Genomic DNA, 20,264 nt, shown 5'->3' with positions numbered 1-20,264 from the left:
CCTGAATTATAGCAATGTGCGCTGGCATATTTACAAATTGCAGGAGGTTTCCAATAGCTAAAAGCCTTATATTATCAACTTTTTATTCCCCTTGTTGCCTGTTGCCTGTTGCCTGTTGCCTGCGCGCAGCGCTATACTAAAAATCTAAGCGATCGCTCCGCCAATATGCTCTAACTAATTTAATTTCATTATAATTATAACGTTCTTGTAAATATTCATAAATAGGTTTCAATGCTCCATCTCCTACTTCTTCTATTGCAGCAATAATTTTTTCCTGATGTTTGGGTGTTACTAATTTATCAATATCTACTGGTTGCTCTTTTTCTATTAATTCAGCTAAATGACCAGTAACAGTGCCAGAACTAATTCCTCTTTGATTAGCAATAGCATCAATACTTAATCCTTGTTTATGCAATTCTAATGTTTCTATTTGAGTAAAAGAAGGAAAATTATCTACAACTTTTGCTAGCTCTCGGATAGGTTCTGAATTAGTAGATAAACCATTCTCTGCACAATAATTTCTAATCGCTTGAATAAACTTTTTGCCATACTTATCTTGTTTGCGACTACCTACTCCAGAAATATCCATAAATTCATCCAAAGTTTGAGGTCGTTTCTGTGCCATTTGTTGTAATGTTGTATCTGGAAATACCACATAAGGAGCTACCATTTGTTCATCAGCAATTCGTTTCCGTAATGCCCGCAATTCTTCAAATAATCGTTGTTCATCTGCAGCTAAAGAAGTAGTAGTTTTTTCGATTTTACGTTTTTTTTCTATCGCAATTTCTACCTTTTTTCTTCGCCCCATTACATCCCAACTATTTTGATTAAGTTTCAACACTGAATAACCATCAGTTGTTTCATCCATTAAACCTTGATGTAAGAGAGATTTTGCCAAATGTTTCCATTCATCAACACTTCTATCTTTACCAATAGCATAAGTAGAAAGTTGGTCATGTTTTTTATCTAAAACTTTCTGACTTTTAGAACCTCTTAAAACATCAATAATATGATTCATACCAAACCGTTCTTTAGTCCTCGCCACACAGGACAAAAACTTCATTGCCTCAATCGTCCAATCTTCTATTGGCTTAGGATATTTACAATTATCACAATTTCCACAATTTTCGGGCAAATCTTCACCAAAATAGCCTAATAAAATTCGGTGGCGACATTCAGTAGCATCAGCATAATCAAGAATTCGTCTTAACTGTTGATAACCAATTCTTTGTTCTTGTTCATCAAGTTTTTGAGCAATTAAATATTCAATACCTTTCTTATCGCCATAACTAAAAAATAGAGTACATTTAGCAGGTTCACCATCTCGACCAGCTCTCCCAGTTTCCTGATAATAACTCTCAATATTTTTAGGTAGATCGTAATGAATTACAAATCTAACATCTGGCTTATTAATACCCATACCAAAAGCCACAGTTGCCACAATTACATCAATATCATCTCGGATAAATTTAGTTTGATTAATAGCTCTTTCCTCATCATCCATTCCAGCATGATAAGGTAATGCAGATACATGATTTTGTCGTAATTTATGAGCAATTTCATCAACTTTTTTTCGACTATTACAATAGACTATTCCAGAACCACCAAGTTTTCTAATTATTTGCAATGTTTCAGCAAAAGTATTTTTAGCATTAGTTTTTTGACGGACTTCATAATATAAATTTGAACGGAAAAAACTAGCAATATGAATATAAGGTTGTTGTAAATTTAATTGAGCAATAATATCTCCCCGGACTCGTTTTGTCGCCGTAGCAGTTAAAGCCATCATCGGCACATCTGGATAACTTTCTCGTAACATTTGTAACTGTCGATATTCTGGGCGAAAATCGTGACCCCATTCTGAAACACAGTGAGCTTCATCTATGGCAAAATTAGAGATACCTTGTTGAGCATTAATTAACTCTAAAAATGGTAAAAATCTCTCTGACAATAATCTCTCTGGAGCAACATATAAAAGTTTGATTTTGCCCTGCATAATATCTGTTTCTCGTTTTCGAGTTTCTGTCAGTCCAAGACTGCTATTTAAAAATGTCGCAGCAATACCATTATCTTGTAAACTTGCTACTTGGTCTTGCATCAAAGAAATGAGAGGAGATACTACTATTGTTAAGCCTGGTTTGAGTAATGCGGGTAATTGAAAACATAAAGATTTTCCCCCACCAGTAGGCATAACAATTAGCATATCTTTTTGTTGAAGTGCTGTTTCAATAATTTGTTTTTGCCCAGGGCGAAATGAATCATAACCAAAGTAATTCTTTAAATGTTTTTCTAAAGATGGTTGATTAAATTTTGTTTGATTTTGCACCGACATAGTGATAATTAATTTAAAAATTTATTATATTGTAGGTTGGGTTAAGCGCCAGCGCAACCCAACAAAAAAATGTTAAATTAATTTTGCACAGGTACTTAAACTTTAAGGAAACTTCCTGGAATTTCTGCTAAAGATATTTTTCATCAATTAGTTAGAACTGCTCTTGAGAATCAGGGTTGGATAATCACTCACGACCCCTATCGTATTGATTTAGGATTTGTTTATTTTTATATTGAGTTAGGTGCATAAAAGTTAATTAGTGCAACAAAATATGGTGAAAAAATTGCTATTTAAATTAAAACTTTTTTGGCAGCTTCAACAATTTATGAGTTTCACACTGCAGTTGGAAAATTAATTAATTTTTGTATTGCTTTGGAGGAATAAGAGACAGAACGAAAATTATATTTAGTAATTCCATTAGAAATTTATATAGGAGTCGCCATTACTATATTTGACATATCAAAAGCTTAACACTCAGACAACACTAGATTTTTATTTCTTCCTTCTTCCTTCTTCCTTCTGCTATAAACGCTTTTTTAAGTATCCATTCATTCAAACTGTAATTCATCGTAACCAAATTCCATTAATTATTTATGATTTTGAAAAGGAGGCGATCGCTCAATGGATAAATTAGATTTATATCGTCAATTAATTCAGGAATTACTAACAGCAAGAGCTAAGTTACGTTCTCCTAATGACCCAATCAAAAGTCAAACAATTTTTGACCGCGAAGGAGAACACTATCAACTTGTTAATTTGGGATGGAAAAATAACAGTACCAGAATTTATGGTTGTGCTATTCATGTCGATATTATTGATGGAAAAATCTGGGTACAACATGATGGGACTGAAGAAGCGATCGCCGACCAATTAATAGAAAAAGGAGTTCCAGCACAAGATATTGTTTTGGCCTATCATCCACCTAATCTGAGAAAATATACAGAATTTGCCCAAAATTAACTATTATTGTAAAGTGGATGATATGGCTCGCCAAGCTCGCTAAGGATTTCAATCCTTGGCTAATAGTTTAAGTCATCTTAAGATGACTCTTGAGGAGTATGCCATCTTTTTAATCAATTTGACTTTTGATTTGAAAGTTTTGAACCTATCAAATCTTACTTTTAACTTTTGACTTTTGACTTTTAACTTTTCAGGGGTTGCGAGAATTTAACCAACTCTCCAAATCTTCTAGACTGTTGAAATCTAACAAATCTTCTCCTAAACTTTCTAACTCTTCAACAGCTAAATCTTCAATTTGATTATTTATTGAAGTGGGAATATCTTTAAATCTTTTTTTCAGTAAACGCATAACAAAAGCGATCGCTTTTGTTATGCGTCCTTCGACTTTTCCCCTAGCTTCTCCTTCTTGTTCTGCATAAGCTATTTGTCCTCTTTGATCCTGCAATGCTATGGCCCGACGCTCAACCATTTCTAACTCTTCTGGTGTCATATTAATTTTATTAGCAATGTTTAAAGCTTGTTCAATTTCTGCAACTACTCCCAAATTCTCTGGAATATAATCTAAGCGAGCAGCTTCTTTAAGAAAGAAAATCCACTTCTCTGTCAAAGTTTCTAACTCGGCCAAAGTTTTTTTAAACTTCGGTAACTCCACAAATATTAGCCGCAATTCTACATCGGGATATTTCCAGTTTTTATCTTCATGTTTAAACACAAAAGAATTAATTACATCTACTACTTTTTTGTCTTTAAAGAAAATAAAATCTGTAATTGTTACCGCTATTGCTGGACGTAGTAGAAGATAATCATCTCCTGTTTTTAACTGGTTGCCATAACCTTTAATTAAATTGTACATGACTCGCTTACTAAAACCAGTCATCGATGCTACTTGCATTTCAATAACTACAACCGAACCATCAAATAAAACAGCTTTTATATCTAAATAGGTATCCTTTAAACTGATTACTTGACCCTGATTAAAGGGGTTAATAATCCTTAAAGACTCAATTGTTTTTTCTCCATTATAAATTATGGCATTTAGGAAACTGATTAAAATTTCTGTGCTTTCCTCGGAACCAAATATTTTTTTAAAAGCATAATCAACCTTGGGACTAACAAAATCCATAGTGATTTTTCCCTTAAGAACATTTGAATTATTAAAAATATTATAGCAATTTCCAAAAAGCGTGAGGTACAAAATTCCTTGTCATATTTGACAATAATAATAGTTTTTGAGACACAATAATTATTATAAAATCAACAACTAAAAGTATCTATAAAATCATAAATTATAGTTAATTTGACCCCAGACAGGCAGTTAAAAATTCCTGCGGAAATTCAACAGCAACTTAATCCAGGCGATCGCTATACAATTACAGAAGATAGCTTAGTTTTTTAGAAGATTAAAAAGGGTTTTGACTGGGATGAATGGGAACGAAGAATTGAAGCAGCTAACCCCGAACCCAACCAATTAACAACATAAGAAATTTGCGAAATTGTGCGGGAAGTACGTTATCAAAACAGTTTAAAAAATGACTAAAAATTGTGAAATTGGAGTTGGCACTTGGTAACAGCTTCTCTAGCATTAGCATTAGACCAATTTAATTTATGGTAAAGTCGTTAAAGTTCAAATCACTATGTCATAAAAGATAAAATTATGAATTTTTTTTTCAAAAGTATTGTTTCCCAAATTCTCCAAAATGATATTGCTTGGAGAATACTTTATAATACTGTAGTTCGGGCTTCGGAATTTATTAAGTCTGAAAGGATTATCTTACAAGAACCAAACTGTAAACAGGTCGTTAATCATAAAGATGAAGTTTTATCAATATCTCCTGATTTAATCGTTAAACACGGTCCTTTTAAAGGGATGAAATATCCTGACCAGAAATCAGTTGGTAGTGCTTTAATCCCTAAAATTGTAGGTTCATATGAATCAGAACTTCATCAGATTATAGGCCAAATATGTAACACGGATTATAGTGAAATAGTTGATATAGGATGTGCAGAAGGATATTATGCAGTTGGTTTAGCAATGCGAATACCTACTGCTAGAGTCTTTGTATATGATATAAAGGGTCAAGCAATAGATTTATGTAGACAAATGGCTCAAATTAACAATGTAGCTGATAGAGTAATTACTGGATCTTTCTGTGATATAAATACCCTTAAAAGTATTCCATTTACAAAAAAAGCTCTGATTATTAGTGATTGTGAGGGCTATGAAAAACAACTATTTACACAACAAGATGTTTCCTTCCTTGTGAACTGTGATTTATTAATTGAAATACATGATTTTATTGATCCTAGTATTTCCTCTACATTGCGAAAATGCTTTTCTGATACTCATTCGATCAATGTTATTGAAAGTATAAGCCATGTTATCAAGGCAAATTGTTCTTACTGTTATGAGGAATTACAAGATTACGGATTACTGGATCGCAGACGACTATTATCAGAAGGGCGCCCAACAATGATGAAATGGTTTTATCTCAAACCAAGTCTGTAACTTTTTCATCAAAAACTAATAAATTTACAAGATTTTGTTTTAATAAAATCTTACCGATAAATTGTGGGTATGTGCCTCCCCTTTTAAAGGTATAAAAAAAAGATAATTCCGTATTTCAAGCCTCCTTATTACAGAGGTACTGATAACTGATAACTGAAATGACTAGCTAATAGCTGATAGCTGAATGCTTAGATTAATAAATTAAATCCAGGTAAAACATCTTCTCCAGATAAAGATATAGGTAAAGTTAATATTTCCACAGGTTTTTGAGGACGATAAATTTCTGCAGTGCTATCTTGAGGATTAATTAACCATCCTAATCTCAAACCACAATCTAAATATTCTTTCATTTTTTCCTGTAGAGGTTTTAATCTATCGCTAGAAGAGCGTAATTCAATCACAAAATCAGGACAAACAGGTGGAAATTTTTTCCTTTCATTGGGAGTTAAAGTTTCCCATTTTTCTCGTCTTACCCATGAAACATCAGGAGAGCGACTACCACCACCAGGTAAATTAAATATTGTTGAGGAGCTAAATACAAATCCTAACTGAGTTTTTCGATTCCAAATAATAACATCAGCAATTAAATTAGCTTCTTGATTACCACTTTCTCCACCTACAGGCGACATAATAATCAATTCTCCATTACGACTAAGTTCTAATGATACCTCTGGATTAACTTGACAGAGTTGATAAAAATCTTCTTTTGTTAATGTAATTAATGGTTTTAAATCTAAAACAGTTCTCATAGTCAATTATTATCAATTTTATTCTATTGTAGCTTGACAAACATAAGTCGTACTTATGATACTATTTCTCTGTAATAACCAGATTTTAAATGCCAGCATTTTTAAATTCTGAATAACACTTTTCCACAAAATTTAAGTAACTATTTTGAAACACTTCCGGCGCAAATCTATAGGCGTGTTTTCTAATAATTTCTGCCTGAAAATATGCCTGATAATTTTCAAATTTTTCTACCACTTCAACCAAAGCTTTTTCTGTCTGTTCGGGAAACAATAAACCTGTTGCTGAATCTGGATATTTTCTCATATCTCGCACTGTTTCTGTCGCTCCACCAACTCCATAAGCAATAACTGGCGTACCGCAAGCTTGTGCCTCCACTAAAGCCATACCAAAATCTTCACAAGCAGCATAAATAAAACCTTTTGCTTCTGACATATATTGAGTAACTACTTCTTCAGGTTGCCAACCCATAATTTTGACATTAGTTTTAGCAAGACGGCGTAATTGATTTAATTCCTCACCAGCACCAATAACTATTAAATCTCGTCCTAACTGATTAAAAGCTTTGACAATTAAGGAAATTTTTTTATAACTAACTAATCTACAAACTGTCACATAAAAATCTTGTTTCTGAGATTTAAAAGGAAACTTTTCCACATTTACTGGTGGATAAATTACCTCAGGTTCACGTCGATAACAACGCCATATTCTTCTAGCAGTATGTTGAGAATTAGCAATAAAATAATCTACTCGGTTAGCAGAAATTACATCCCATTCTCTGAGTCTATGTAAAAGATATCTGGTGAAAATTCCAGGGATACCTTTACCTAATTTACTACTATTTAGATAGTCAAAAGTTAAATCCCAAGCATAGCGCATTGGGGTATGACAATAACAAATATGCAGTTGATAGGGTGTGGTAATAACTGCTTTAGCAACTGCATGAGAAGAAGATAAAATTACATCATATTCTCGTAGGTCTAATTGTTCAATTGCTATTGGTAATAGAGGTAAATATTTTTGTACTCCGTTACGAGCTAAAGGCAAATTTTGTAAAAATGTTTTGCCAATTTTTCGTTGATAAAGATAACTTTCAGGATTGCTTGACTCAAAATCAATTAAAGCATATAAATCAGCATTAATATGCTGGAGAATTTCCTTAACAACCAATTCTGAACCACCAGTTGCTTTGGGTGTTAACCATTCGTGAACAAGAGCATATTTTACTTCCACAGTAGATTTTTAAGTATTTAAGGATTGAACAATTGTAGGAATAGGGAGTAGGGAGCAGTTTAACAATTAACAATTAATAATTAATTATTAATTATTATACTAAATCCGGTGCGCGAAGGGAGATTATTGTGAAGGTAAGGCAGAAGGCAGAAGGGTTAGAATGATTTGGACAAATTAGCTTTTCATAACCGGATTTAGTATTACCTCTCCTTGTCCTTGAAAAGAAGAGGATTGACTAAAAGGAAAATTTTTTCTTATTTCTCCTTTAAAGGAGAGGCTTTAAACCTTAATTATTCGGTAAGATAAGGAGCAGGATACAGAACAAGAAAAAAATATTTATCCCGTTAACTATACAACATTAATCTAGAATTTACTGTACAATTTTTTTGGTTATTTTCTTCTTCCTTCTTCCTTATTCCTTCTTCCTTCTTCCTTCTTCCTTCCTAAAATGAAGCTAATTTATCTGCCCAACGAGTTGTTTCAGGCAATCGATATTTAGTAGTACATTTCAACACATAATTTATGGCAGTTTCTAAGCTAATTCTATGACCTGTTGAAACATAAATTGGTTTAACTCCAGTACGAGTTCTCACAACTGCACCAATAACTTCTTCTTCATCTATTATTGGTTGCCAATTACCCCTTTCTAAACCAACATAATTATGTTGACCAATATAGTGAGATTTAGCTACACCAATACTAGGAATATTAACTAAAACTCCTAAATGACAAGCTATACCAAATCGACGGGGATGAATTAATCCTTGACCATCACAAAGCAATAATTCAGGAGTAATATTTAGCTTTTCTAAAGCATCTAAAATAGCAGGTATCTCTCGAAAAGATAATAATCCAGGAACATAAGAAAAAGAAGTAGAACGTTTAACTATAGACTGTTCTAATAATTCTAATTGTGGAAAACTTAACACTGCTACTGCTGCTTGAGTAATCTTATCTGAATCACTATAACCAACATCAATACCAGCTACATATTTAATAGTTCCAAATTGGTCTTCAGTTATTACTTGATGGCGGAGTTGTTGTTGCAGAGCGATCGCTGTTTCTACATCAGTAGGAAAAGGAAACTTTTGGTCTATTTTCATCATATTTAGTCTTTAGCAATTCAGCTAATTAAAATAATAAGTAGAACATGGTAATTTTTGAGCACTATGTATCAAATTGTCAATTAGCTCAAAAGTTTATATTCATTGCCTTTAAGAGTTTTTTGATTAAAAATGCAACGTCTTTTTTTTAGCCTGCTCTACTTAACTACTATAGACTTCTTGCAAAAGTTTTAATTAAATTAATTCAATATATGAAATCAACAATTTCATCTCCCTATTCCCCATTCCCTATTCCCTATTGCCTGACTTCTGCAAGAAGTCTTATTTAAGAAGATTTACTATCTCTTCTTCCCAATTCATAAACACCACAGATTACACAAACAATTATCCCAATACTAATTGACCAACTTTTATCTAAACCAATTTCTACACCCCAATTGCACAAACTTCCTACAATTAAAAAAGGCACAATACTAAAAATAGAAGCATAAAAAGCATTCTGAGATTCTCTTGCTTTGCGCGTCTTTTCAAATTCTTTCTCAGATGTATACAATGCTCTTTCTGCAAAATTAAACCAACGGTTAAGTTGTAACGTCACCCACTCACTCAGAGGAGAAAAACCCCAATATAAGGCCAAAGACCAGAGAGATGCACCTGCGATCGCTGTGGCATCTATGGCCAATCTAAAGGGAAAAATTTCTTCAAGTATCATTTTTTAAAATCTTATATTTTATTTATTAGGCAAAATATTAAATCCCTGAATTATAACAAATTTCAGGAATGATTATATTTTAAGTATTCAATTAAACATAAACATGAAATTAGATAATTGGTATTATCTATTGTTACTCGGTCGGAAAAATCACTTAAATTAGGATTATATCTAGAACAAGTTAATATAATTGTTAAAGAAACAGAATAATAGTTTATATCTAAAAGTTATCAGCTTTAAGACTGCTCAATCGAGCAATGAAAAAATAACTAGACAGGTAAAGTGTAGCTCTGGATTATATCTGATATGAAAGATACTTAAGAAAACAACGATTGAATAAAACATGATTACTAAATATCTCAGAACTAATACTGAGTGAACTTGAATAAATAGCCGAAGGATGATTTATGAACAAGGCAAATATATATAAATAATATCTAGAATTATATAATAATGTAATGACAAATTATGATTTTGAATCGGAATATAATTTCAAATTCATTGTTGCAGGAATTGCATCTAAAAATCGGCGAATAATTTTTTCAGGCTTGTGTTCAATACCTGGCTCAAGTTTTGCAAATAAAATATGGATTTATTGGAGAATTTATAGACAGTACTCGACCACAAATTAGGGTATTAGCTTTTTGGTCAGGAGACAGGTTTATACCTAATTTTAAATATTATATAGAAGGAACTCCTTGTAGTACCATTTATGAAACAGGTCTACAAATTTATCACCATTCAATTCAACAACTATTCCCAGAATATCGAGATTTATTAACTTTGCAAGCTGAAAGTTATTTAGGGATTTATATTGTAGATAGTCATGGAAAAAATATCGGTTATATTGCTGGCTTAGATACTAAACCTTTAAAACACAATTATGAACAAAAAAAATCTATATTAAAAATATTTGCTGCTCGCTCTGTGGCTGAAATTGAGCGTAAATTAGTGGAAAAAGCTTTAAAAAAGCAAAATATTTACTTACAAGAAACTCTGGAAAAGTTTAAAAAAACTCAAGCTCAACTCATTCATGCGGAAAAAATGTCTAGTTTAGGAGAAATGCTTGCCGGAGTTGCTCATGAGATTAATAATCCTGTAACCTTTATTTTGGGTAACTTAAATCACATTGATGACTATACGAAAGATTTATTAAATTTAGCTCATATTTTGCATAGAAATTCTTCAAATTTACCTGATGAAGTTATAGACAAAATTAAAGAAATTGAATTGGATTATATTGAGGAAAACTTATCCAAGTTATTAGGTAGAATGAGAGGAGGGGCAAACCGTATTAGTAAAATTGTTAAATCATTGCAAGTTTTCTCCAGCTTAGATACAGCAAAAGTAATATCTGTAGATATTCATGTAATTATTGACAGTATATTACTAATTATTCAACCCCGTTTACAAAATCCATTGGTAAGGATTCAAGTCATTCAATATTATGGCGAGCTGCCTCTAGTTAACTGTTTTACTAACGCATTAAAGCAAGCAATAATGAATATTATTAATAATGCCATTCATGCACTAGAAATAAAATTCTATCAGAATAAATATGGAGTAGAACAACCAAAAATTTCTATCAGAACAGAAAAATTAGAAAATGATTGGCTCGGGATTTATATTTCTGATAATGGCTTAGGTATAACAGAGGAAAATTGCTCTAAAATCTCGACCCCTTTTTTACAACTAAACCAGTCAGTCAAGGCAAAGGTTTAGGACTATCAATCAGTTATCAAGTTATTGTTGAACAACATGAAGGGAGAATAAAATGTATTTCTTCTCCTGAAAAAGGAGCGGAATTTGTGATTGAAATACCAACTTGACATTTTTTGAGAAGGAAGAGGGAAGAGGGAAGAAGGAAGAAAGGAAAATCTTGTTTTGTCTGAGTTTACAGCTTTTGATATGCTCTTCACCTTTCCTGAGACTAATATATCAATAGCGTAATTACTCTTTTGATAGAAACTACTGAAAATGATTAGGTAGTAAATTGCTTATACCTCTAAATTTACTCAGCGAAAATGAGTGAGGATTTTCGATTTTATCCATTCAAACACTACATATATATAGCACTATAGTTTTTGTTCTCTATATCTAGCGTTAATCTCATAATTTCTGGAGACAAGCTCATAGATTTGCCCATAGACTAATTCTATTTGAGCCAAATGAATAAAAATGAGTGAGGATTTTCGATTTTATCCATTCAAAAACTACATATATATAGCACTATAGTTTTTGTTCTCTATATCTAGCGTTAATCTCGAAATTTCTGGAGACAAGCTATATAGATTTGCCTATAGCTAACAATGCTATTTACTAATGGCAACATAGTTAAATTGATGATAAAATTCCTCAGAATCTTCAGATGTATCAAATCATCCATGGTCACAAGAAATTGAGGAGTGAATAAAAACCATGTCAAATCCAATCCCTCTTGGTTTGCCTTTGGTATCTAATCCTATAAAGCAGTATTTTAATAAATCAAAAAAAATTTTACTATTGCTAGGAATCATCGGAGTTGGCTTCACCACCACAGGACTCAAACAAGAATTAGTCACAGCTCAAGAACCCACAATTAATAATCAACAAATAGCCTACGTCAATAACTGGCAAAATGCTTCCTTCCCAGTCGAAAACTTTCAAGGATATACATCTCCCTTTGGCCCTAGGGGTGGGGGATTTCATTATGGGTTAGACCTAGCAGCACCCCAAGGAAGCTATATCCGAAATTGGTGGGCAGGCAAAGTTGTAGAAGTTTGGGAAGATAGGCGATGTGGGACTGGTATTGTAATTAAGTCAGGCTATTGGGAACACGTTTACTGCCATGTTCAAGGAGGCGTAGAAACTCATGGTGGACGTCGTTATTTAGTAGATCGTGGTGGTGGAATTATGCTACTTCAAGGTCAAGTGCTACCTGCTGGGACTCGAATAGCGAGAGTGGGAATGACTGGTCGAACCAGTGGCCCCCATCTTCATTGGGGTTTGAAATATGGGGGTCGTTGGGTAGACCCTGGTTTAATTTTACGAGAGATGTATGCTCAACAAACTAGGAGTCTATCAGGTTTACAAGGTAGATAGTTCAACAATTAATAATTATGGGGGTAGGAGACAGGAGACAGGAGACAGGAGACAGGAGAAATGGATCGGGAGCGAGGAGGTAGGGGTAAGAATTGTCAGAATGATTTTTCTCCCATAATCGTCCCAAAATACTAGCTTTTTGCAGCTCTTGCCACTGAAAAGCTGACACTTTTTTAGATAAAAAAATGCTATAACCAATATCAGTCAATGCTTTGAGATTTAATCAGTAAGCCCTAGTTAAAAAGGAAAAAAAGGCAGGAGTTCATTGACAACTTCAAATCTCGATATTCAACATCTACCACTCAAAACCTATAGCAAAGAATCGGTTGGTTAGGACTTATCCTGATAATAAACCGGAGACAGGGAAATATTTCCCCACTGTTGCCTGTTGCCTATTCCCTATTCCCTATTCCCTGCTATAGATTAAACTTCAACTTTTCTTTTCTAAACCAATAGAAAGTTTCTGTTTCTCAGGTAATGTTGTGTATTCCGAAACAATTCTCCGGAACTCTTCACCCTCAATAGTTTCCTTTTCTATTAAAAGGTCTACCAACCTGTCCATCACCACACGATTTTCTCTAATGATTCGGCGAGCTTCCTCATGACAATGAACAGCTATTGCTCGAACTTGATGGTCAATTTTAGTAGCTACTTCCTCAGAATATTCTGACTGTGACTGCCAACCTCGACCCAAAAAGACTTCCTCACTAGGATTCTCTAGAGCAATTGGCCCTAAATCCGACATTCCATAACGAGTTACCATTTCACGGGTTAAATTAGCCACACTCCTAATATCGTTAGCAGCTCCCACCGTTACCTCCGCAGGGCCAAAAATCTCCTCCTCTGCAGCACGCCCACCTAAAGAAATTGTAATTCTGTCTATTAACCAAGAACGGGTATATAACCCACTGTCAACCATTCCTTCATCCATAATTGGTTGAGCAAAACCACCCACTCCTCCAGAACGAGGAATAATACTCACCTTATTTAAAGGGTCAGAATTTTTGAGTACAGTCATTAACAAAGCGTGTCCGACTTCATGGTAAGCAATTAACCGTTTTTTCTTACTATCCAATAATGGAGTTAAACTCAAACCGATGGTCACTCGGTCAATAGCATCATCAACTTCCGAAGGTGTAATTGCTTCCTTACGTCTTCTAGCAGTCAGAATAGCTGCTTCGTTCAGCATATTGGCTAAGTCTGCTCCTGAAAAACCTGGTGTCCGTCGAGCGATCGCCTCCAAGGAAATCTCTGGAGTTAGTTTTTTATTCCGAGCATGGACTTCCAAAATTCCCAAGCGTCCATTATAAGCAGGCAAGTCTACAGTTACTTGTCTATCAAACCGACCAGGACGTAATAATGCAGCATCCAGGACATCAGGACGGTTAGTTGCAGCGATAATAATGATGCCTGTATTGCCTTCAAACCCATCCATCTCTGTCAGTAACTGGTTTAGGGTTTGTTCCCGTTCATCGTTACCTCCACCAATACCAGCTCCTCGTTGTCTACCCACCGCATCTATTTCATCTATAAATATGATGCAAGGAGCATTTTCTTTGGCTTTACGAAATAAGTCCCTGACGCGAGAAGCTCCCACACCCACGAACATTTCCACAAATTCTGAGCCAGAGATACTAAAAAATGGAACTCCTGCTTCTCCAGCGATCGCCTTTGCTAATAGAGTTTTACCTGTTCCCGGAGGTCCTACCAAAAGTACTCCTTTAGGAATTTTTGCCCCAATAGCTGTAAATTTTTCTGGCTTTTTGAGGAAACTGACTACTTCTTGAAGTTCTTCTTTTGCTTCTTCGATACCTGCCACATCATCAAATAATACTCCTGTTTTGGCCTCCATCTGAAAACGTGCTCTGGACTTGCCAAAGTTTAAAGCATTTCCCTGTGACTGACTAGAACGACGCAGGATACTTAGCAGCACAATGATAACTACAAAGACGATGAGGATATTGAAAATAATACCCATAGCAGCGCTATTGTCGGGAGAGCGCTTCAGTTCAAAGTCAATTTTTTGAGCGCGAACTCGATCCAGTAGTTCTGGGTTATACTCAAATACATTGACGGTATACATAGGTTCATTACTTTTTTGCCCTTTCAGGCTAACTTTAGCAATTCCTTGAGAGGGATAAGCATCTATTTCTGTAACTTCACCAGCTTTAATTTTCTCGAGTAGCTGAGTGTAGCTCAGAGAGTTTTGAGTATTACTTTTATTAGCAAAAGCTGGAGTTCCTAGTAAGGCACCTTGAGCAATTATCCCAGTCACCAAAATTCTCCATATAAGTTTTTTATATTTTTGAAAAATAATAGTTTTGGTATTTTGGGTATTAGCTTTAGGATTCCACGGTGATGGGTGATAGTTGTTAATTTTATTCGGCCCATCTGTTTTTATTTGTTTCCAGAAATTTTTCATTAGTATTCTTGAGTCGTGGCCTTTTATCTAGATTAAGGGTACATATCTATATCAATAGCGTATTTCATTATCTTTGCAGTAGTGGTAGTTTGATTCATATCTGATACCAATTACCATGCATTAATGCTGAACTTAAGTAGCACTTCAATTATTAAGTAATTAAAACAAGCAAAATTACATTTTTGGTAATTAGGGCTTGCTGATTAAATATGAAAGCATTGACAGGTAAAGGTTGTAGCATTCCGATCGCCATTTCCAGGCGGGGTTGCGCGACCCAATTATTTTGATAAATAAAACAAGTAAGTTTCCGTTCTACTGAACTTATCCAAACTTACCCCCCAACCCAACTCCCAGGGCTATAGAATATAAGTTGAAGATTTTTTAATTTTTATTTCGTCAGATGAAATAAATTGAAATATAATTAAAAAATAAACAAATATATCAGACTGATATAAATGCTTGAGTTATCTGCCCTCGGTTTACTGCAAAAGAAGCCTCTGCACGGCTATCGTTTAAAGCAACAGCTAGAGTTATTTATGAGTAGCTGTATTAGCATCAACTATGGTGCTATATATCCGTTGCTGAAACGATTAGAAGAGCGGGGTTATATTTTCGTAGTTACAGAAGAACCAGGGAAAGCCGGGTGTAGTCGTAAAATCTATCAAATAACAGAAAAAGGGCGCGATCGCTGGCGTGAAAAAATGCTAGAAAATCTCAAAGAAAGTTGGGTAAAAGGTCGCTCTAGATTTCTGATTAAATTTTTCTTTTTCAGTGATTTAGAACCCATAGAACGAGTAAAACTGATCGAACATCGTTTAATAGTTTGTCAACTACGTCAAGAATATTTAGATAGTCAACAATCTGAAAATATACAACGAGACCCCTATCAATTTTCGGCTTGGAATCGAGCAAAATCAATGCTTAATTCAGAAACGCAATGGCTCAGAGAAGAATTAGTCAAAGAATTAGAACTGATAAATTTTGATTCTAATCAAGCAAAAAAACAGAATTTTAACTCTATATTAACTGCAGAAATTTAGTCAAAATCACAAAAAATAAAGGTTAAATAAATGTCAAATTTCAATTCATCAAACTCAGCAATTAAAGACAAAACTAAACCACCAGAAAATATCCAGGAGAATACCAAAATAGAAATATATGAAGACCAGACAAAAACTACTCTGGAATGGTTTCAACCTGAGAAAAAGAATTTTTCTGGTGTACTTTGGGCAACAGTAATTATTGCCACCCTCGGAGTAGGATTTTTAGGAGGACAATGGTGGCAGTCTCAAAGTAGCGAAACAGCTAACAAACCATCAACAGTAGCTCCAGGTAGACGACGAAGTACCCTAGTTAAAGCCATACCAATAGAAACTACCTCCCTCCAAGAAATCTCAGAATTTGTCGGGAAACTCGAAGCAAAACGCTCAGTCGAAGTTAGACCAGAAATAGATGGTAGAGTAGTAGAAATTTTAGCCCAGGAAGGAACCTTTATATCCAAAGGGCAGGCGATCGCTAAACTCAAAAGTGATAATGTGGAAGCCAACTTAAGGAGAACTAAAGCAAACCTCCGGCGAACTCAAGCACGTTTAGCAGAACTCAAAACCGGAGCAAGGCCAGAACAAATTGCCGCATCTAGAGCGCGTCTTAACCAATCTCAAGCACGTTTAGCAGAACTCAAAACTGGAGCAAGACCAGAACAAATTGCCGCATCTAGAGCGCGTCTTAATCAATCTCAAGCAAGTTTAGCAGAACTGCAAGCAGGTACTCGTGATGAAGAAATTGCTCAGGCAAAAGCACAACTACAAGAGGCAGAAGCACGACTGGCCAATGCCAAGTCAGGTAGTCTGTTAGAAGAAATTGCTCAAGCTAAGGCGCAAATAGAATTACAACAAGCAGAATTAGAGTTAGCTAGCGAACAAGTAAAGCGAAATCAAAATTTGAGAGCAGAAGGAGCGATCGCTGAATTAACTTTTCAGGAAATTTTTAAACAAGAGAAGGCAGCTAAAGCAAGAGTAGAGGAAGCAAAAAGACGAGTGACCCAGTTGCAAAGAAATAGAGAATCTACAATTGAGACATTAGAAGCAGCAGTGGAACAACAACGCCAAGTATTGAGAAGGTTAGAAAATGGCACTCGTCCCGAAGAAATTGCCAGAGCACAAGCGGAGGTGGCTGAAGCTCGTAGTAATTTAGAGGAGTTACAAAACGGCACTCGTCCTGAAGAAATTGCTAGAGCAGAGGCGGAGGTTGCAGAAGCTCGTAGTAATTTAGAGGAGTTACAAAACGGTACTCGTCCTGAAGAAATTGCTCAGGCGAATGCAGATGTGGCAGCAGCACAAGCAGAGGTAGAGAGTTTAGAAGCGGAGTTACGGGATACGGTAGTTGTAGCACCCTTTGCTGGAATTGTGGGAAATATGATTGTGAAAATGGGAGATTTTGTTACTGATAATGACACTATTACTACTGTGACGGCAAATCAAGTATTAGAAATAAATTTACCAATTCCTTTGGAGCGACGAGGGGATTTAAAATTGGGTTTACCTGTGGAGATTAAGAATTCAGAAGAGAAACCTGTGGGAATGGGGAAAGTTAGTTTTATTTCTCCTACTGTTAGTAGTGACTCTCAAACTATTTTAGTTAAAGCAGATGTGGATAATAGTGCTGGAAAGTTAAGAGATGGTCAGTTTGTGCGGGTAAATGTGATTTGGGATAGACGTCAAACTGTGGTAGTACCAATGACAGCGGTAGGTTTTCAAGGAGAAGAAAGGTTTGTGTATTTGTTGGAAGGAGCGGGTGAGGAGCAGAAAGCAAAACGCCAGATAATAGAGTTAGGTTTGGTTAAGGGTGATGTGACTGAGGTGGTGTCTGGTTTACAATCTGGTGACAAGTTGATTGTTTCAGGGGTGCAAAAGTTGAAGGATGGCTCTGCTGTGAAGCTTTTAAATTCAGATAAAGGAAAGAATAAGAGATAGTTGAAACTTATATCATTTGCCCTCTCTCGGGGAGCTATGTCAGCGGATAATTAGTTATCATAAAATTTTTTTTGTAGTTTTGCTCTATCCCTTTAAATACTTGTCTTATATCATGTCTCTTTAAATACCCACAAATAACATTTATTAGGTAGTAGAGAGTAGGGGGCAATTTGATAGATTCTCAAAATAATTGAGAAAATATCATTTTTATTATGTCTAATTAATGAGACTTGATATTATGGATAGAGCAAAACTACGAGCCTCATTATAATTATAAGTTTTTTACTGTAAGCGTAGCTCCTTTGAAGAGGGAAAATGATGTTAAAATCCCCTGGCTCTCATCTTCAATTCCAGCTTTAATACCAAATTGATAAATTTTTGCTACAAATAGCTAGGATATTTCTTAGGAGTCAACCCACCCCTCGCCCCTCCCCCTCCCAGGAGGGGAAGTCAGGAGGACCGAGTCAGAATGAATGGTTTAAATACCATTTTTTAGGTCGTAAATCATTCTTTTCTCTTGGTGCGCTACCAGGTGCGACTGGCGTCGTCGCGGGGTCGCACCGCTTTGTTAAAGTGCATATCCTGCATTTGTATTTTTATTCCTCTTACTATTAGTAACATTCTTTTTTTAAATTGGTATAATCTACAGAAAAATTATAAATTTTATACTTCAATAGACATCTGATAAAATTGCAGATGTATAGCATTTTTTGTACCTTTTTTCAGAAATTTTATTTCCTATTGCCTGTTGTATACTGCTACAAAAAGTCTATTATTTTTCGCAGATGTCTAATTAATTTTAATTACATTATGATATATTTTTTCTGATTTTGCAGCATTTAATTTGAGGTTAAATTATGTTTCTATCCGTCTACGAACCAGGGTAGAAAATTGTTCTCTTAGTTCCACATTTTCAAACAAATTCAAAATATATTTAGCTAGACTCTCCCCATCTTTTTCTTGTGCTAAAAAACCCGTTTCTCCATCAATTATTGCTTCTGGAATACCTGCATGAATCGAACTAACAACAGGTAATCCCATTGCTTGTGCTTCTAGAATAACTATCGGTAATCACTCGGATTCTCCTGTAGCAGTAGTAACGCTTGGCGCTCCCAATAAAAAAGCTTTATTCATCAATTATTTGACAACTTCAGGTGGTTTAACTCCAAGAAAACAGTAATTAGATAACAAACTTCCAGCTAAACTTTCTAAAGATGAACGTAAAATTCCATCGCCAATAACTACTAATTTTATATTAGGAATAGTTTTTTGTACTTGAGCGATCGCCTGAATTAAATATTCACGTCCTTCTTCCCTGGCGTTGCTGAGTGGTAATGATTTTGAGATTAACTTTGGGCGCAAAACATCAGTTTTTCAATTTTACCTTCAGCTAATAGACATCTCCAAGAATCAAAAATCAATATCGATATCCCAAAGAAATTATCAATTCTTTCCCCTCCTGGGAGGGGGAGGGGCGAGGGGTGGGTTCCCTACTGCCTACAGCAAAGCTGCCTACTCCCTATGGGTGGAGTAGATGTCTAATTATCATTACATTTAAGCAACGCCTTTTTTTCTATTAACCGTCCGACAAATCAAACAATCGGTTCTAGTTTTACTTCTGGATTCGGTGTAAATATATCTACATCTATACCGATATAATTAACTTTAATTTTCTCTGACAGACATCCTTTTTCAATTAGTTGAGAGCGGATCAATTCAGAAACAGCAATAAAATAGTCCGCTTCTTGAAATAGGCGATCGCGATTCCTAAAATATAATTATCGAAAAAATTGACCGCGATTTTTGACAAAATCCCAGGTCTGTGCATAAAAACTTTGAGATTGATTTAGGGTTATTTCTGTGGTAGCATAATAACCATGAAAAGTTACAATGAGGGGTATGTTTAACTTTTTTGCTAGTGGCAGTGCTAAAACCCCATCCAGACCAAAATGAGCGTGAATTAACTGAGGCGATAAATCTTGCAAAGATTTCAGCCAGCGAGGATGGATAAAACCAGTTAATTTGTAGGCTGTTTTCCAGAGACCAGGAGGAGAGGCTAAGTAACCCAGAATAATCGCTCTATCCTGGGGAATCATTGATTTGGCAGTGAAAAAGCCAGATGAGCCAACGTAGAATCCTTGATAGGATGAAAAATTCTCCACTTGTGCGGGGATAAAAGTTTCTGATTAGGGAATTAATTGGTCGCGATAGATAATTACTATTGGTTTCATTAGT

19 protein-coding genes and 1 pseudogene are annotated in these 20,264 nt (G+C 34.9%); 10 read left to right on the top strand and 10 right to left on the bottom strand.

From position 1 onward, the window contains the following. Positions 1-136: 136 nt before the first annotated feature. Positions 137-2,332 carry a DNA helicase RecQ gene (recQ, locus tag F6K06_RS04000; RefSeq protein ID WP_124154653.1) on the bottom strand — a complete coding sequence of 732 codons (2,196 nt, stop codon included), beginning with the start codon at positions 2,330-2,332 and terminating at the stop codon, positions 137-139. Positions 2,333-2,452: 120 nt separating this feature from the next. Here recQ and F6K06_RS33760 point away from each other — a divergent pair, with 120 nt between their 5' ends. The 3 genes from F6K06_RS33760 to F6K06_RS03990 all read left to right on the top strand — a co-directional run bounded on the left by F6K06_RS33760 (position 2,453) and on the right by F6K06_RS03990 (position 3,292). After that, a complete protein-coding gene (locus F6K06_RS33760; RefSeq protein WP_353734833.1) occupies positions 2,453-2,581 on the top strand; it encodes an element excision factor XisH family protein in 129 nt (42 codons plus the stop codon). 202 nt (positions 2,582-2,783) lie between these two features. Then, positions 2,784-2,966 (top strand): element excision factor XisH family protein, encoded by a 183-nt coding sequence (locus tag F6K06_RS03995; protein ID WP_240038919.1) that lies wholly within the window; start codon positions 2,784-2,786, stop codon positions 2,964-2,966. Further along, entirely contained in the window at positions 2,954-3,292 is a 339-nt protein-coding gene (locus F6K06_RS03990) for a XisI protein (protein ID WP_124144653.1), read from the top strand. The genes F6K06_RS03995 and F6K06_RS03990 overlap by 13 nt, the downstream gene beginning before the upstream one ends. A gap of 190 nt (positions 3,293-3,482) precedes the next feature. Here the strand turns inward: F6K06_RS03990 and F6K06_RS03985 are convergent, their stop codons facing one another. After that, complete coding sequence (locus F6K06_RS03985) at positions 3,483-4,415, bottom strand: Rpn family recombination-promoting nuclease/putative transposase (RefSeq protein ID WP_124144654.1); 933 nt, start codon at positions 4,413-4,415, stop codon at positions 3,483-3,485. Between the two features lie 531 nt (positions 4,416-4,946). Here F6K06_RS03985 and F6K06_RS03980 point away from each other — a divergent pair. Beyond that, entirely contained in the window at positions 4,947-5,798 is an 852-nt protein-coding gene (locus tag F6K06_RS03980) for a methyltransferase (protein WP_124144655.1), read from the top strand. A 188-nt stretch (positions 5,799-5,986) separates the two neighbouring features. Here F6K06_RS03980 and F6K06_RS03975 read toward each other — a convergent pair whose 3' ends face one another. The 4 genes from F6K06_RS03975 to F6K06_RS03960 all read right to left on the bottom strand — a co-directional run bounded on the left by F6K06_RS03975 (position 5,987) and on the right by F6K06_RS03960 (position 9,551). Beyond that, complete coding sequence (locus tag F6K06_RS03975) at positions 5,987-6,547, bottom strand: Uma2 family endonuclease (protein WP_124144668.1); 561 nt, start codon at positions 6,545-6,547, stop codon at positions 5,987-5,989. A gap of 85 nt (positions 6,548-6,632) precedes the next feature. After that, on the bottom strand, positions 6,633-7,778 hold the full coding sequence (locus tag F6K06_RS03970; protein ID WP_287239191.1) for a glycosyltransferase: 1,146 nt from the start codon (positions 7,776-7,778) through the stop codon (positions 6,633-6,635). A gap of 443 nt (positions 7,779-8,221) precedes the next feature. After that, complete coding sequence (gene nfi / locus F6K06_RS03965; RefSeq protein ID WP_287239302.1) at positions 8,222-8,881, bottom strand: deoxyribonuclease V; 660 nt, start codon at positions 8,879-8,881, stop codon at positions 8,222-8,224. Between the two features lie 286 nt (positions 8,882-9,167). Then, complete coding sequence (locus F6K06_RS03960) at positions 9,168-9,551, bottom strand: hypothetical protein (RefSeq protein ID WP_124144670.1); 384 nt, start codon at positions 9,549-9,551, stop codon at positions 9,168-9,170. Between the two features lie 1,047 nt (positions 9,552-10,598). Between F6K06_RS03960 and F6K06_RS33755 the strand changes: the two are divergent. From F6K06_RS33755 to F6K06_RS03945, 3 genes and pseudogenes are all read left to right on the top strand, one after another. After that, positions 10,599-11,383, top strand: a pseudogene (locus F6K06_RS33755) (sensor histidine kinase). 589 nt (positions 11,384-11,972) lie between these two features. Then, complete coding sequence (locus F6K06_RS03950; protein WP_124144661.1) at positions 11,973-12,635, top strand: M23 family metallopeptidase; 663 nt, start codon at positions 11,973-11,975, stop codon at positions 12,633-12,635. Continuing rightward, on the top strand, positions 12,592-12,753 hold the full coding sequence (locus tag F6K06_RS03945; RefSeq protein ID WP_287239197.1) for a hypothetical protein: 162 nt from the start codon (positions 12,592-12,594) through the stop codon (positions 12,751-12,753). Before F6K06_RS03950 ends, F6K06_RS03945 begins: the two co-directional genes overlap by 44 nt. Positions 12,754-13,065: 312 nt before the next feature. On the opposite strand, the gene ftsH is transcribed toward F6K06_RS03945, so the two are convergent. After that, on the bottom strand, positions 13,066-15,057 hold the full coding sequence (ftsH, locus tag F6K06_RS03940) for an ATP-dependent zinc metalloprotease FtsH (protein ID WP_124144662.1): 1,992 nt from the start codon (positions 15,055-15,057) through the stop codon (positions 13,066-13,068). Positions 15,058-15,512: 455 nt separating this feature from the next. Here ftsH and F6K06_RS03935 point away from each other — a divergent pair, with 455 nt between their 5' ends. The 3 genes from F6K06_RS03935 (at position 15,513) to F6K06_RS03925 (ending at position 18,644) form a co-directional block, all read left to right on the top strand. Beyond that, positions 15,513-16,097, top strand: coding sequence for a PadR family transcriptional regulator (locus tag F6K06_RS03935; protein ID WP_124144663.1), 585 nt, complete (start codon positions 15,513-15,515; stop codon positions 16,095-16,097). 30 nt (positions 16,098-16,127) lie between these two features. Further along, positions 16,128-18,029, top strand: a complete 1,902-nt coding sequence (locus F6K06_RS03930) for an efflux RND transporter periplasmic adaptor subunit (protein ID WP_124144664.1) — start codon at positions 16,128-16,130, stop codon at positions 18,027-18,029. 378 nt (positions 18,030-18,407) lie between these two features. After that, on the top strand, positions 18,408-18,644 hold the full coding sequence (locus F6K06_RS03925; RefSeq protein ID WP_124144665.1) for a hypothetical protein: 237 nt from the start codon (positions 18,408-18,410) through the stop codon (positions 18,642-18,644). 240 nt (positions 18,645-18,884) lie between these two features. On the opposite strand, the gene F6K06_RS03920 is transcribed toward F6K06_RS03925, so the two are convergent. The 3 genes from F6K06_RS03920 to F6K06_RS03910 all read right to left on the bottom strand — a co-directional run bounded on the left by F6K06_RS03920 (position 18,885) and on the right by F6K06_RS03910 (position 20,191). Beyond that, entirely contained in the window at positions 18,885-19,088 is a 204-nt protein-coding gene (locus F6K06_RS03920; RefSeq protein WP_275670351.1) for a glycosyltransferase, read from the bottom strand. 78 nt (positions 19,089-19,166) lie between these two features. Beyond that, the gene (locus tag F6K06_RS03915; protein WP_124154645.1) at positions 19,167-19,391 is read right to left on the bottom strand and encodes a glycosyltransferase family 4 protein; all 225 of its coding nucleotides are present in this window, start codon (positions 19,389-19,391) and stop codon (positions 19,167-19,169) included. Between the two features lie 416 nt (positions 19,392-19,807). Then, a complete protein-coding gene (locus F6K06_RS03910) occupies positions 19,808-20,191 on the bottom strand; it encodes a glycosyltransferase (protein ID WP_124147325.1) in 384 nt (127 codons plus the stop codon). Between the last annotated feature and the right edge of the window lie 73 nt (positions 20,192-20,264).

The organism is Okeania sp. SIO1H4, assembly GCF_010672695.1.
In the GTDB taxonomy this organism is placed as follows: domain Bacteria; phylum Cyanobacteriota; class Cyanobacteriia; order Cyanobacteriales; family Microcoleaceae; genus Okeania; species Okeania hirsuta.
Note: the sequence above shows the minus strand (reverse complement) of the source record. Positions and strands in the feature narration are given on the sequence as shown.